Here is a 14,324-nt window from a genome sequence, read left to right on the forward strand (position 1 = left end):
GGTCGTCTGCGACGTTCGCGCGGCGCATGGTTGGCCTTCTGCGGCCCAGTGGGACAAGCAAGACTGCAGACCGTCGCCGCTATGGGCGATCATAGGACGGGCGCGGGGGCGCACCCGAGCTGTGAAGGACCCCCGCCGTGGGACGCCCCGACAAAGCCGCGCGTGCGGCCATCGCGCGCCGCCGCTCGGACGCCATCGATCTACGCCTCGCCGGTGTCGACTGGCTGACGATCGCCCGCAAGCTCGCCGCCGACCCGACCGTCAACTCAGACGGCATCGCCTACCCGCAGGGGTACGGCGTCGAGCGGCACCGCAAAAACCAGGACCCGCCCACCAACGAGGCCCTGATTCATGCCGCCTGCCGGGACGTCCGCACCGCACTCGCCGACCGCCGCGCCGAACTCAACGACGACGTCGACGAGTTGCGCGCACTGGAAGCTGACCGACTCGACCGGCTGTTCTTCGTCGCCTACAAGAAGGCCGTCCGCGACCAGGACCTCGCCGCCATCGACCGCACCCTGCGGATCATGGAGCGCCGCGCACGACTGCTCGGCCTCGACATGCCCGTCCGTGCGGAACTGTCCGGCACGGACGGCGGACCAGTCCAGGTCGAGAACGTGACCGTCAACGAACTCGACACCCTGATCGCGCTCACCGATCCGGACAGCGAATGACACCGCGCGACCACGAGAGCGTCATCGCCCACTACAAGACCCTTCCCCCGGCGCAGCGCCGCACCATCGCACGGGCCGCGTCTCCCACGCTGCGCGCCGAGCTGGCACGAGCCGAACGCCAACTCGCCATGGACCGCTCGCCAGGTGCTCTCGCCGCCGTCCTCACCGGTGGACGCGAGATGCAGGCGCCGCACCTGGATCTCATCGACCAGGCGTTCATCGACATGGCCGCGGGCAGATGCGACCGCGTCATGCTGACCATGCCCCCACGGCACGGCAAGAGTCGACGAGCATCCCGATGGGCACCCCTCTGGTACCTGCGGCGCAACCCCGGCCACCGCATGATGATCGCCAGCTACTCCGCCGATCTGGCTGACGACCACGGCCGGTGGATCAGGGACGCCATCAACACCTGGGGCGACGACCTCGGCATCCAGCTCAAGCCAGGAAGTCAGGCCGCCAACCGCTTCGACATCGTCGGTGGCGAAGGCGGTCTCCTCGCGGCCGGCATCGGCGGCGGCCTGACCGGACGCGGCGCACACATCGCCATCGTCGATGACCCGGTCAAGGACATGGCCGACGCCGACAGCCCCACCATGCGTAAGCGTGCCTGGGACTGGTGGACTTCTGTCCTGCAGACCCGCCTCGAACCCGTCGGCGCTATCTGCCTCATTCAGACCCGGTGGCACGAAGACGACCTCGCCGGACGCATCCTCGCCACCGAGCGCGACGCCTGGCGGGTCATTGACCTGCCCGCCATCGCCGACAGCCCCGACGACCCGCTCGGCCGCGCTCCGGGTCAGGCGCTGTGGCCCGAACGCTTCGACGTCTCCCACCACGCCAAGACCCGCAAGCGTGTCGGCGAACGCGTCTGGGCCGCCCTCTACTTGCAGAAGCCCCGGCCGCCGGAGGGAGGCGTCTGGAAGCGGGAGTGGATCGAGACCGCCCGCCTCAACGCCGTCCAGTTCTCCGGTCTCGACATGGCGCGCATCGTCGTCGCCGTCGACCCCGCCGGTGGAGAGTCCACGGTCGGCGACGAAACGGGCGTCATCGGCGTCGGCCGCGACTTCGACCGGCAGCTGTACGTACTGGCGGACAGGTCCGGCTCGATGGGCGCCAACGACTGGGGCCTAGCGGCCTGCCGTCTCGCCCTCGAACTCAAGGCCGACGCGATCGTGGTCGAGAAGAATTACGGCGGCGACATGGCGCGGCAGATCGTCACCCAGGCATGGGAGCAGCTGCGCCGCGAGGACGTCACCAAGGGGCTCCTCATGCCCATGATCCTGGAGGTCACCGCCAAGGTCGGCAAACGCCTGCGCGCTGCTCCCGTGGCCCAGCTCTACGAACAGCAGCTCGTACACCATGTCGGCGAATACCCCGACCTGGAAGGCCAGATGGTCACCTGGGTCGAGGGGATGGACAGCCCTGATCGCATGGACGCTGCTGTGCACGGACTGACCGAACTGGCCGACCCCGACCAGCTCGACACCCTGCCCACCGACACGGATGACGACCGTTTCGACGGCCGCCGCTGACCGAAGGAAACAGCCCGTACAGGTAACTGCCCAGCAGGGATGCCCCTCCCCGCCCGACTGGACCGCGTCCGCCGTTGCTCGGGTCGCTCCAAGCCCCTATTCGGTGGGCCGCCAGTCCAGTCAACCGCTAATCTGCAAACCGTGGTGATCAGCGGTGGGAGTGCACATGAGCCAGACGAGTTCGACCGCGGTAGGAGTGTCTGAGCCGAGCGGCGACAAGGGCAGGGCACTCCTCGAAAAGGTGTGGGAGGCGTTCAAGGCCGCCGATGCCTGGCCCTCCGTCGATCACATCGACACTCTTCTCTTCCGAGAGGGCGTTCACCTGGAAGAGGCCCTGGCCGAGCTGTCCAGCGACCTGGTGCACGGCGTCAACTGGAACATGCCCGTGAGCGTGAACACCGGCCAGACGTTTGAGCTCACGTTCGCGGGCGCCTTCAACTGCTCGAACTCTGAGCCCGAGACGCACATGTACCTTCGGCTGGTTGATCTGGCTACCGAGATCGAATGCGGCATCCGTGCGCCATTCACAGCCCGTACGCTCGACGCGGAAACCTTGCCCGACCTGCTGGGACAGAACTCCCTTCCCGGGGATCCACGCGTCATCTATCGCGCCGTCCTCTTGGCTGGTGTGGAGCCGGCGTTCAGCGGTTCGAGCACTAACATTGCCGACTACAGGTGGTCGCTGAACTTCGATCGCCGGATCAGGGCGTTTGTCGGTGTTGCAGACACGGCGCTCGCGTACTGGACCACCCGGCAGGGGCTGCTTGCGCCGACACCCCCGGATCCGGTCTTCGCTGCTCCACCCCAGCTCCGGATGTCGCGCACACCTCCGTTCGCCGTATCAATCCCTCTCCACCCCGAAGTGGCTGCTGTAGCGGCTGAACGCTTCGAGAACGGGCAGCACGCCGACGCAGTGATGCGGGCCTTCCAAGCTGTGGAGCACCGAGTGCAATCCCTGAGCGGATTGCCCGAAGTCGGGGCGCGGCTCATGGGGCTGGCACTTGGGTCAGCGACGCCGATGCTCGTGGTTACGCGGGCCGCAGGCCCGTCGCTGCCAAGCGAGCGGGAAGGCTTCCGGGACCTGTTCAAGGGAGCGATGACGGGACTGCGGAACCCGAGGGCGCACGGCCCTCACTACGCCGACGACCCTGAAGAAGCACAGGAAATGCTCGCCTTCGCGAGCCTTCTCATGCGACGGCTCGACCATGCAGAGGACGAGCTCAACACCCAGGCTGCTCAGGCTGCCGGGACCCCGTAACCTGATCTTGCGGCGCGGGGCCGACTGCCTGGAGGGGCACTGTGGGCCTGCGCGAGCTGATCACCGACGTCTGGAGCTGGCTGGACTACAAGCCAGCCATGGCCGACCCGCGCCGACCAGGCCGTAACACCTGGGCGGAACTGACCCGATCCTGGGTGCCCGACGAGGACCTGCGACGCCTGGCCGCTTACCGGCTCCTGGCCGCGTACGACTCCAACCAGGCCGGCCAAGTCGCCGCCGTGACAGGCGATGACGAGGCAGGCATCGAACGGAGGGAACTCGGCGACGCCTCCAAGCTGGTCGACACCGCGCTCGGCTACCTCCTCGGCTCCCAGCAGGTCATCAGCGTGGGGGGTGCGGAGCACACAGACGACGAGCCGACCGCCGAGGCAGCCGCGGCGCTGGCCGTACAGGACAAGCTGAGGGCCTGGGCGGAGAAGGAAATGCTGCCGCTGCGCCTTCAGCAGGCCGAGAGAACCGCGATCCTGCTGGGTGATGCCGTCTACACCCTGGCCTGGGACCCGGGGAAGGGCCGGGTCCTGCTGCGCACTTGGGACCCGGGCCTGTACTTCCCGGAGTGGCCGGAGGACGGCGAGCAGGACGGTGCCGAGTTCCCACTGCGCGTTCACCTGGCCTGGGAACTGCCTGAGGACAAACGGCGCGGGCTCAAGGCGAGGCTTCGGCGGGTCACCTACGAACTCGGAGCGATCGGACCGGCCAGTCGGCGCGGCGCGGCAAAGGACGGCAGTCCGGCACGCGAGTACCTGTACACCGACAGCGGCGACCCGGTCCTGGTCACGGGCGATGCGCGTGACGCCGACACAGGACTCATCACCCGTACCTACCCGTGGGCACCCACCCGGCGCTCCCCGTGGACGTGCTACCTGACTGACGCGGAATGGGACCTGGACGACCTTAAGTACGCCGACCTGCTGTACGACCTGCCGATGCATAAGGCCCGGTACCGAGTCCGCTCGGACGGGGAAGTCCTCGACAGGCTCGACCTGATGGCGGACTTCATCCCCGTCATCCATATCACGAACAGCATCCCCGCCAGCGGAGAGCACTGGGGCAAGCCCACCGTGGCCACCGTCCTCCAGGCCCTCGACGAACTGTCCGCCACGGACACCGACAGCTCTGGCGCTTCGGCTACCACCGGCTCGCCGATCATCGGTCTGGCCGGGGCCCGACTGCCCATCGACCGCGCCACCGGCCAGCCGCTCCCGATCAAGGTCCGGGCCGGGACGGTGTGGCAGCTCAACGACAACGGGCGCATGGACGTCCTCAACACCGCGGCGCAGCTCGCCGAACTGCGGGCCCGCGTCGACCACATCCTCGACCGTATCGCCGCGAATAGCCGCCTCACCGCCGCCGGCCTTGGCACCCTCGACCCAACCGCCCTGCCGTCCGGCTACGCCCTACAGCTCGCGCTCGGACCGCTCGACTCGCTCGTCGCCGCTATGCGCCTGGCCCGCAACCACAAGTACGTCGTCCTGCTGCGCATGGTGCAGCGCCTCCACCAAGCCGGGCAGGCCGCGGGCTGGCCCGCGGGGGAGTCGCTGCCCGCAGGTCTGATGTGGGGGCCGCACACCCCGACCGACCGGGCCGCCGTGCTCGACGAGGTGGTAAAGGGCGTGGGCGCCGATGTGTTGTCCATCGAGACCGGCGTCCGCATGCTCATCGACGCCGGATATCCAATTGACGACGCACAGGCGGAAATCGAGCGTATCCAGTCCCGCGCCTTCGACGCGGCGGCTCGCCTCGCCGACGCCACCGGAGATAACGATGCCGTTCGCACCTACCTCGGCCTGCCGAAGACCGACTCCGGTATCCCGCATATCTGAGTCGCGATGACGCTGGAATTTGATCCGTTATGAGTCTAAAACCAGGCTCCAAACAGTGATCCACGATACGTGCCGGTGAACCGCTCATGCATGTCAAACGCCTGGTCTTCTGTTAGTGTGCAGATGTAGTCACACACGGCCCTTGCGCGCTTTGTCTCTCGGCGCATCGAATTGGCACTGAGGTCTTCGTCAAGACCTCTTGTGAGCGATTCCAAAGCTGCGGGAGTTCTGAAACTGGGGCTCCTGTCGACTTGTACAGTCATGCCAGGCGCTACGGTGCGCTTGTCAGCAGTATTGAGCCAGTTGTTCAGCATCCAGTACAGATCTGCAATCAGTCTTCGCTGCCCTTCTTGGAGAGTGGCCAGTGAGGGACTCTCGATCACGTAGAACCAAGTCAGCTCTTTAAGGACCTCGACCTCATATTGCACGTCAGGATCGATCGTAATTTGTGGTGTTCCTGTTCCCATGCTTACGTGGTCAACGCAGCGTTTGATCACGTTGGAGATGAAATGATGTATCTCGTATCGGTCGGTTCGTGTGCCGGTGAATGGGCCTCCAGGGTATCCCTTAGCGACCCTGTCGAAAGCGTTTGAGAGTTCGTCTGTATTGAATTCCGGATAGTCGTGAAGGCGTCGAGCTGCGTGGCCCATGATGGCTCCCACGTCTCTACTGATGCTTTGCATCGGTATCATGCCAGCGCGGAAGTAGTCATCGAGGTCGTGTGTCGCGAATGCTATATCATCCGCCCAATCCATCACTATGGCATTAGCGTGTCGTATTTTCCCGGTGCTTCCTCGGCGCGCAAATTCGAGATCGTCTGCCTCGGTTTCGTAGGCGCCCCACTTCCTGCCGACACTCCGATCCGTCCAGGGCACCGCTTCCTGCCCGTCTTCTTCCTCGTCCCTCTTTTGCGGGTACTTGAGGACCCCGTTAAGCATTGCGCGGGTCAAATCTAGACCCCGCGCCTTCGGTCGACGTCGCACCGATAGCTTAGTCAGGATGCGGAATGTTTGGGCATTGCCCTCAAATCCGCCGTGGCCCTCCAGGAGAGAATTGAGAACCTTCTCTGCCGTGTGGCCGAAGGGCGGGTGTCCTAGATCGTGGGAAAGTCCGGCGGCTTCCACAATATCGGCGTCCAAGCCGATTTCTCTTGCGCTCTGCGGGTCTTGGCGCGAGAGTCGATTAGCGATCCTCTTTCCGATCTGGGCTACTTTTAGGCTGTGCGTAAGGCGATTGTGAAGAAGGCGGCGCTCGTTGACGGCGGAGGTTTGGGTTACCCCAGCCAGTCGGCGAAATGCCGAGGAGTAGAGAATTCGATCCTTGTCTTTCTCGAAAGGTCTGCGCCCGTATTTGTCTTCCTGCCCCTGCCTTCCTTCGTAGGCTCGATCGGTTGCCAGGGGAGGGTCGTAATCGTCGGCAAAATTCCTCATGGTGCATTCCTCTTGGAAGGTGCTCCACTGTGGGCGGGTTCCGGAATGGATTCGCACTGCGGATAGATAAACGCGCCGAATTGCAGGCCGTCGACCACAGCCAACAAAGCTACACGACCAAGATGCTGCAGCTATCCGCTGTACTGTCAACGCTACGTCGAATGGCTGGTCCGAGCGACCGGAGGCGCGTCGACGAGCAGAGGACGAACTACTGGCTAGAAGCAGCTCGCCGCTACACTGATCAACGGCGCGGGGGCGCTGGAGACCTGTGGATGGTTCACGCATGACGCGCCCCTCGCTCCCCAACCCGCTCGACCCGGTCGGGCACCGCCGTGATGGGCGGCCGATCTATCCCATCCTCGGTGCCTCGCCGGAAGACGACTCCAACAAGCCGGGTGACGAGGGCAGCCCCCCGAGCGGCGGCGTCACCCAGGACGACTTGTCGCGGCTGCTGGCCCGAGAGAAGACCCAGGGTGGCCGGGCTGCCGTGAAGAAGCTGCTCGGCGACCTCGGCTTCGACACTTCCGAGGCACTGACCGAGTTCATCACCACGAAGCGTGACGCCGACCAGGCCGCGATGACCGAGGTCGAGCGCCGCGAGCAGGCCGCCGAAGAGAAGCTGAAGGCAGCCGAGGCCCGCGAGGCGCAGGCCCTGACCAGGGAGCGCGCCGCCATTCGGCGCGCTGCTATCGGGGGACTCGGCGCGGCCGGGGACGACCTTGACGACGCAGTGCTCCTGATCGACCGTGCCCTCCACGACCAGCCCGACGCCGACGAGACGGCTGTCGCCGCTGCCGCTGAACAACTCAAGGAGCGACGACCCGAGTTGTTCGGGCCCGTCCGGGAGACCGTGCCGCCCGCTCCGGGCGGATCTCCCGCCGGCGGCCCGCCGAAGCGCGGAGGCATTCCACCCCAGCGCGGAGCGGCGGGGCTCGAAATGGCGCGGCGGCGAGGGCTCATCAGCGACTGACCACGTCAACAAGACATGGCCTTGGGACCACGCCCTTCAAACCGTGGAAGCCCTTCCGGGACCTGGTCGGGCTGATCAGGGACCACGCCCTGACGCGGCTCGACCGTCGTCACTTCGTGGACACCGCCCCTCGCAGTTCGCGCCGGGTGCGGGAGGAATCCGATCCGTACCCACGAGGGAGAGACCGTGAGCGACTACCAGGTCCTCACCACTGCCACGACGGTCACCGACGACCGGACTTGGCTCGCTTCACTGGACGGCGTCCACGAAGCCCACACGATCACTATCGACACCAGCAAGCTGACGGCTGGCACCCACTACATCGCGGGCACGCAGAAGCAGCCCCGCCACATCATCAAGTCCGGCATACCACTTGGGCGGCTCACCGTATCTGGCCTCTACGCGCCCTACAATGCTTCGGCCAGTGACGGCACGCAGGTCCTCACCGGATTTCTCGTTGCTGAGACTGCGTTCACGCCCGGTTCTGCGAAGACCGCGGGGGCACTGCTGTGGCGCGGCGAGGTGTACGCGTCGAAGTTGCCCGTCGTGTTCGCGCCCCCGGCCGCTGCGAACACGACCGCGTTCATCCACTACCGGTAAGGAGGCAGCCCCATGGCACTTGAGAAGCTTCTTGAGGCGATCGTCCCCGAAGACATCCAGGCGTTCATCCGAGCGATCACTACGCCGGAGGACTACCTCCTCACCCGTGAGGTGTTCGCCGAACGGAACATCGACAACGTCAAGTTCCGTACGAAAAGCAGCAAGCGGCGTGTTAACGCGGCGAAGTTCCGCGCGTGGGAAGCCGCGCCGGCGCTGGCCAAGCGGCGCGCCGAGCAGGTCATTAACGAAGGCATGCTGCCCTGGGTCGGTCAGGAACTGCCCTTCTCCGAACTCCAGATCATCCTGGCCGCTGTCGACCGCGGCCACGACACCAGCGAGTTCCTCGATCTGCTGTACGACGACCTGGAACAGCATGTGGAGGCCACGAAGGCCGCCATGGAGATCGCCGCTGGACAGATGCTGTCCACCGGTGTGGTGTCCCTGCCCGGTGTCGCCCTCGACGTGGACTGGAAGGTGCCGGCCGCCAACCGGCCGATGGTGGCGGTGCCGTGGTCCCAGTCGGATGCGGCCACCCCGATCACCGACGAGTTGGCGTGGATTCAGTACCTGAAGAGCATCGGTGCGCCGCGCCCCGAGCGGGTCATCAGCTCGGAGAAGGCGTTGTCGTTGCTCGGGTCCACGGCGGAGTACCGGGCCGCGTTCCATAACTCGCCGTCCACCGAGCAGATCCCGACAGGGATGCTCGCTCCGGAGGAGGTCAACCGGGTCCGCGCCAAGTACAACCTGCCCCCTGTAACCACCTACGACGTGCAGGCGTACGACAGCAGCGACAACCTGGTGCGCACGACCCCGGAGTCCCTGTGGGCGATGATCCCGCCACGCCGCGAACAGTGGGGCGAGACCCAGTACGGTCTGACCGCCGAGGCGATCGAGCTGCGCGGCAAGGGAGTCATCACTGCTGAGGAGGCACCCGGCATCGTGATCACCACCCACGTGCAGACCCGTACCCCCGTCCAGCTGTCCACGATCTCCGCTGCTGCCGCAATGCCCGTGCTGTACGTGCCGGACATCCACATCGCCGCGACGGTCTTCTAAAGGGAGTTGGCCATGCCGAAGTTGGCGCGCACGGTATTCCTGCGAGACCCCGAGCAGGGCCCGATCCGACTGGAAGCGGGGGAGGAGGTTCCCGAGCGGCTCGCCCTACTCATCTCGAACCCGGCCGCGTGGTCAGAGGAGGCTCCCTCAGCGGAGGAGGACATCCCGAACCAGATCGGTGCAGGCGGTGAGGCGGGAGAAGCGCCAACCGTGGCGGATCCTGCCTCGGAGCCGGAGCCGGAGCCGGAGCCGGAGCCGGAGCCGGAGCCGGAGCCGGAGCCGGAGCCGGAGCCGGAGCCGGAGCCGGAGCCGGAGCCGGAGCCGGAGCCGGAGCCCGCCAAGACTCCAAGGCGACGCGCCGCGAAGACGGCTGGCACAGGTGCGTAGGTAGCGGCACATCACCGGTGAGGCTCGGCACCGCCACGGCGCCGAGCCTCACGCTGTACGACAGGAGCAACTCGTGGACGTCGCTGTACGGGCCTGGCTGCTGGCTCAGCTCGGCCCCACCACTGACACCTCCGACCTCGACGCACGCTACGCGCGGCTGGCCTCCGCTCGCGCTGTCGCGAACGAGGTCTTGGCCGAGCGACGCGCGAAGCTACTCACCGACCCGCTCCGCATGACCGTGGATGGCGTGGTCACCATCGACCAGAGCAACAACCTCGCAGGACTCGAACGCCAAATCACCGCACTCATGGACCTGGTCGCACCGGACGAACTGGCCGAGGGAGAGGAAAACACTGACCTCGTGACCGCGCCGCTGTTGCGCGCTCGCCGGTGCAGGTAGACCAGCGTGCCGTACGAGTGGTCCCCGCTGGTGCCCGGAGAACCGGACGAGATCGCCCGCCGTGTCGCGGTCGTACTCGAGGACGCTTGGCAGCGACTTGCCGCCAAACAGCGCGCCGTCCTCACCCAGTTTGCCGACAACCCGAGGACGTCGCACACCGTGGCGACGTTGGAAGAGTTCAAGCAAGCGATCCGCGCCTTTCGCCAGCGCGTCGACCAAGAGGCCCGGCAGTTCGTCCAGCGGCAGCTGCCCCAGCTGTACGCCGCCGGCGCTCAAGCCGCCGCTGAGGCCCTCGACGTGACCTTCACCTGGACCACCTTCCACCGCGACGCCCTCCAGTCGCTTGCGTCCGACTCCTACGCCGATTTCCTGCGCCGCTCCCAGGAAGCCGAGCGAATGGCGAACCAGTTCTATCGAGCGGCGCGAGAGGCGGCCCGCCGAGAGGTCCCGCTGCTCGCGGCGGGCAACATGACGGCGAAGCAGTCCGCGACGAAACTGGCGGTCAGACTCGCCGCCGAGCACGACCTGACCCACGTCGTCTACCGCAACGGCGCTCGCGTCCCAGTCCGCGCCTGGGCCGAGGCCGCTACCCTCGCCAAGTCGGCCGTCGCCTACAACGCCGGCACCCTCAACCGGACCCGCCAGGCGGGCGTCACGATGGTTGAAGTCTTCGATGGGCTCGACTGCGGCTGGACCACACATCAGGACACCGACAAGGCCAACCGCACAGTGCGGACCATCGAGGACGCTGCGGAGTGGCCGATCTCCCATCCGCGCTGTCGGCGGGGGTTCGGCCCACGTCCGGATCTGATGTAGGTCTGACGTGTCCGGAGGGGTGTCTGGACGGGGCAGCGCCCTGCTTCTATTTCTATGCGCTGACGGCGACGACCAGTTCCTGTCCGTCTCGCCTGCTGCCCGGGCAGCGAGATACCGCTCGGCGTCGAGGGCAGCCTGGCAGCCGCTGGCGGCGGCGGTGATTCGGCGGGGCGAGCATTGGCCTCGTGGTCTTTGCCAGCATCGTGGCCATGCTGATCGCAGGCGGGGCGTGCGCGCTGTGTATGGCCGTGGCCGCAAGGCTCTGCGCGGTGCAAGGGAGGTGGGGGCAAGGAGCCGTAGTGCGGGACACTTCGGGGGAGGGCCCTGGCGGTTGGCAATTCCTTGTCGTGTCCGTGTCGGTAGCTCGTGGGATGATCCTCCGTCATGGGGAGACACACATGGGGGAAGACTGTCGCCGGGCTGTTCCTGGCCGCGACCGTGGCGGCCGTGAGTGGCTGCAGCAGCTCGGACGACCAGGACGACGCCAAGCCGGCCGCGAAGGCGAAGACGGTGAGCGTGGAAGCCGCGACCACCACGTTCCAGGATGCGGTGACGAAGTTCGACACGGACGGCGGCTGTCTCGAGCAGGAGCCAGCTACGTGCTGGGATCAGATGCAGGCGCTCATGAAGCCCGCGCGCGACCTGCGGAAGGCGATGAACTCGGAGAAGTCCGTGGGCGCCGACTTCTGGACGGACGCGTACGCCCTGATCGACACCATGGAGGACGGCATCTCTGTGGGTGAGGACCAGGGCGCCACGGCGTACGGCACGAACCGGCCGAAGGTGCTTGGGTCCGCGCACGACCTGTCCGACTGGCTCGACGAGAACCCGATCAAGTAGCAGAAACGAAGCGGCATCCGCGCGCGGCCGGGGCCCGCCGGATGCCGCCGGCCTACTCGTCCTTTGGCTTTCCCGCGGCTAGCCCGGGGGCGAGCCGGGCACACCGCGCGGCGTACGCGGACAGGTGCTTGGCCTCGAACTCCGCGGCGTTCCAATCCTCGTCGAGGACGTCGCCGCCCGGCCAGATGTAGGCCCACCCGGTCGCACCGGTGGACAGGGTCACTTCACGAAGGTCGTACCGCTCGTCCTCGAACGCGTCGAGGATGCGCCACTCCTCGTTGCTCAGGTCGGTCAGGAGCACTCCGGAAGCGGAGCCGCCGAGAGCGCGCACGACGAGCCCGGGATAGAGGCGGTCCACGAGCGCGGCCGCGCGGTACCCGGGAGCAGCCGCTGGGGCCTGCTCGGGTATCCGCCCCAACAGGGCCTTGAGGACGGCGTCGAACTGCAGCGTGCCGTAGCAGAACAGCACGTCGGGGTGTTGCGCGAGTCGGTCCCGGCGACCAGAGGTCTCCGGGACCGGGGCGGGGCTGGTTATCGTCTGCATCATTGGCGTTCCGGTCTCAGGGAGAGGGCAGGTACATCGCGTCATAGACGGGCGACTCTGGGGCGTGCTTGATCTGTCCCATAATCGTGTACCCCCACCGCAGGTATGCATCGTGGGCAGGTTGGTTATCGACGATGCACGTCAGTGCCGTGGCGGTCTCCGCGCGGCCAGCAATGACCGTGTCGTGGATCTGGCGGCCGAGCCCCTTGTTCTGGAACTCGGGGAGCACCATCAGTTCCCGGAGCCAGAAGATTCCGCCGGCGTCGGCCAGGACGACGAGGTCGTTCGGCCGCCTGTTGCCGAGTGACGTCCACCAGGGCTTGTCTGCGGGCAAGGTCGCGCCGTGTACGTACCCGATGATTTGGCCGTCCTGCCAGGCGGTCACGGTCTCGAACCCGGGGGTGTCGTACGCCGCCTCCAATCGCTCCCGGAAGGAATCGGCGGAGAAGAAGGGGTCTCCGATGTACGGCGGGACGTCGTACACGTGGGCGTAGACGTCGACCAGCTCGGAGGTTATGCCCTTCGCCGACTTCGCATCGTGCCGCTGGAACTGCGGTGCCACTGTGTGCACTCTCCTTTTCTCACTCACGCGACGTGAGCCCGGATCTGTTCGAGCAAGTCCCCCACCCCGCGGGCGCGCTGATGGGGGAGCATCCCGTTATGGACGATCTTCAACTGCGCGGCGGTCCGGGTCGAGGACATGCCGCTCTCGACGAGCCGTAGGGCTTCGGTGGCAGCCGCAAGGCCATGGTCGACGTCACCGTTCTCCACCGCCGCGACCGAGAGCCGACCGAGGCACATCCCGCGGTTTCGGGAATGGGCGGCATCCTGCATCGCCTCAGACCGGGCCAGTAGCGCCTGCGCGCGGGCCGTTTGGCCGAGGTCGAGGCGGCACATGCCTTCAAGACAGGTCAGCTCTGCGAGGTTGAGGAACAGGGCCCAGTCCGGGTCTCGCTCGTCGCCACCGCGCTCCCACTCCTTCCAGGCCCGCTTGATGGCAGCCTCGCAGTTGAGAGTGTCACCGAGGCGGGCGTAACCCTGTGCCTCTCGGATCGCGAGGAGAGCTATGACGCGGGTGGGCGCGTCCCACAGTTCCGCATGCCGCTGTCCGAGCTTGGCGAAGCGCACGGCCTCACGGCCCTTGTTCAGGTCGACGGCCTGTCGGGACATGTTGCTCAGCGTGCGACTGGCCAGCTTGTCGTCGCTGGTGTAGTTGGCCGCGTTCAGGGCCTCGGAGAAGTATTGGCGGGCCTTGTCCTGGAGGCCGGCGTCGTAGCAGAACCATCCGAGCGATGTGGTGAGCTTGCCCGCCAGAGCATGGAGCTGCTGGCCCAGGGCGTCATCGTAGATACCTCGGTCGATCATGTGGTGAGTCCAGAGCAGGTGCGCCCGGGTCGGCCGCCACAGCCTGTTGGCGCCGAACTGCTGGTCGATCGCGTAGTTGTCATCCGCGGCGGCCGAAAGGAATGACACCTCTTCCGGGACGATCCGCCACTCGCCGGGCCGGTCGGTGCCGGTGGCGGTCTCGGCCAGCCACGGCGGCGCCTCGTCGGTGAGGGGGGCCGGGCTGGTGGCGACCAGCAGGGGGCCGACTGCGGGCTCTTGGGCGATCAGGGGCACTGGGGTGAGGACGATGGGGCCACCGTCGCTCTTGACGCTCCGTGGCCGCAGACCTAGCTCCTCGACGGGGCGCTTCCAGTAGGCGGCCAGCACCGCGCGGGCGTCGGGGTGCGGCCACGGTGGAGGCTCCTTGCTCTCCCACTTCGAGAGTTGGCGGACGGTGAAGGTCGGGAGCTTGCCTATCCGCCGCTCGGCGAAGAGGCGCTTGGCAAGGGTGGTGAGGTGGTCGACCATCTCCTCTTGCGTCAGGTTCGCGTGCTCGCGTAATCGCTTGAGTTCACGCATCTCCACCGCCCCCATCGCCATCTGGTCCGCCTCACGGTAGCGACTCCCGTGGCGGTGCGTGAGGG

At 66.7% G+C, this 14,324-nt stretch carries 15 protein-coding genes; 11 read left to right on the plus strand and 4 right to left on the minus strand.

Going from position 1 to position 14,324, the window contains the following annotated elements:
* The first annotated feature begins 137 nt into the window (after positions 1-137).
* From G3I77_RS01970 to G3I77_RS01985, 4 genes are all read left to right on the plus strand, one after another.
* Positions 138-674, plus strand: coding sequence for a hypothetical protein (locus tag G3I77_RS01970; RefSeq protein ID WP_248500655.1), 537 nt, complete (start codon positions 138-140; stop codon positions 672-674).
* Entirely contained in the window at positions 671-2,209 is a 1,539-nt protein-coding gene (locus G3I77_RS01975) for a terminase large subunit domain-containing protein (RefSeq protein WP_248500656.1), read from the plus strand. The genes G3I77_RS01970 and G3I77_RS01975 overlap by 4 nt, the downstream gene beginning before the upstream one ends.
* A gap of 166 nt (positions 2,210-2,375) precedes the next feature.
* Positions 2,376-3,467, plus strand: coding sequence for a TIGR02391 family protein (locus G3I77_RS01980; protein WP_248500657.1), 1,092 nt, complete (start codon positions 2,376-2,378; stop codon positions 3,465-3,467).
* 41 nt (positions 3,468-3,508) lie between these two features.
* Positions 3,509-5,311: a hypothetical protein gene (locus tag G3I77_RS01985; protein WP_248500658.1), complete on the plus strand. Its 1,803-nt coding sequence runs from the start codon at positions 3,509-3,511 to the stop codon at positions 5,309-5,311.
* A 35-nt stretch (positions 5,312-5,346) separates the two neighbouring features.
* Here G3I77_RS01985 and G3I77_RS01990 read toward each other — a convergent pair whose 3' ends face one another.
* Positions 5,347-6,741 carry a deoxyguanosinetriphosphate triphosphohydrolase family protein gene (locus tag G3I77_RS01990; protein WP_248500659.1) on the minus strand — a complete coding sequence of 465 codons (1,395 nt, stop codon included), beginning with the start codon at positions 6,739-6,741 and terminating at the stop codon, positions 5,347-5,349.
* Positions 6,742-7,024: 283 nt separating this feature from the next.
* Here G3I77_RS01990 and G3I77_RS01995 point away from each other — a divergent pair, with 283 nt between their 5' ends.
* From G3I77_RS01995 to G3I77_RS02025, 7 genes are all read left to right on the plus strand, one after another.
* A complete protein-coding gene (locus tag G3I77_RS01995; protein WP_248500660.1) occupies positions 7,025-7,711 on the plus strand; it encodes a hypothetical protein in 687 nt (228 codons plus the stop codon).
* A 186-nt stretch (positions 7,712-7,897) separates the two neighbouring features.
* The gene (locus G3I77_RS02000) at positions 7,898-8,311 is read left to right on the plus strand and encodes a head decoration protein (RefSeq protein WP_248500661.1); all 414 of its coding nucleotides are present in this window, start codon (positions 7,898-7,900) and stop codon (positions 8,309-8,311) included.
* A 12-nt stretch (positions 8,312-8,323) separates the two neighbouring features.
* Positions 8,324-9,367, plus strand: coding sequence for a major capsid protein (locus tag G3I77_RS02005; RefSeq protein ID WP_248500662.1), 1,044 nt, complete (start codon positions 8,324-8,326; stop codon positions 9,365-9,367).
* Between the two features lie 12 nt (positions 9,368-9,379).
* Positions 9,380-9,754 (plus strand): hypothetical protein, encoded by a 375-nt coding sequence (locus G3I77_RS02010; protein WP_248500663.1) that lies wholly within the window; start codon positions 9,380-9,382, stop codon positions 9,752-9,754.
* A 73-nt stretch (positions 9,755-9,827) separates the two neighbouring features.
* Entirely contained in the window at positions 9,828-10,154 is a 327-nt protein-coding gene (locus G3I77_RS02015; RefSeq protein ID WP_248500664.1) for a hypothetical protein, read from the plus strand.
* A 6-nt stretch (positions 10,155-10,160) separates the two neighbouring features.
* Positions 10,161-10,970: a hypothetical protein gene (locus G3I77_RS02020; RefSeq protein WP_248500665.1), complete on the plus strand. Its 810-nt coding sequence runs from the start codon at positions 10,161-10,163 to the stop codon at positions 10,968-10,970.
* A 384-nt stretch (positions 10,971-11,354) separates the two neighbouring features.
* Positions 11,355-11,810 (plus strand): hypothetical protein, encoded by a 456-nt coding sequence (locus G3I77_RS02025; protein ID WP_248500666.1) that lies wholly within the window; start codon positions 11,355-11,357, stop codon positions 11,808-11,810.
* Between the two features lie 52 nt (positions 11,811-11,862).
* Here the strand turns inward: G3I77_RS02025 and G3I77_RS02030 are convergent, their stop codons facing one another.
* From G3I77_RS02030 to G3I77_RS02040, 3 genes are read right to left on the minus strand one after another with little or no spacing between them, the layout of a single operon-like run.
* Positions 11,863-12,357, minus strand: coding sequence for a gamma-glutamylcyclotransferase family protein (locus tag G3I77_RS02030; protein WP_248500667.1), 495 nt, complete (start codon positions 12,355-12,357; stop codon positions 11,863-11,865).
* Positions 12,358-12,370: 13 nt separating this feature from the next.
* The gene (locus tag G3I77_RS02035; RefSeq protein WP_248500668.1) at positions 12,371-12,916 is read right to left on the minus strand and encodes a GNAT family N-acetyltransferase; all 546 of its coding nucleotides are present in this window, start codon (positions 12,914-12,916) and stop codon (positions 12,371-12,373) included.
* Positions 12,917-12,939: 23 nt separating this feature from the next.
* Positions 12,940-14,280 (minus strand): hypothetical protein, encoded by a 1,341-nt coding sequence (locus G3I77_RS02040; RefSeq protein ID WP_248500669.1) that lies wholly within the window; start codon positions 14,278-14,280, stop codon positions 12,940-12,942.
* Positions 14,281-14,324 lie beyond the last annotated feature (44 nt).

Source organism: Streptomyces sp. D2-8 (assembly GCF_023184515.1).
GTDB lineage: Bacteria > Actinomycetota > Actinomycetes > Streptomycetales > Streptomycetaceae > Streptomyces.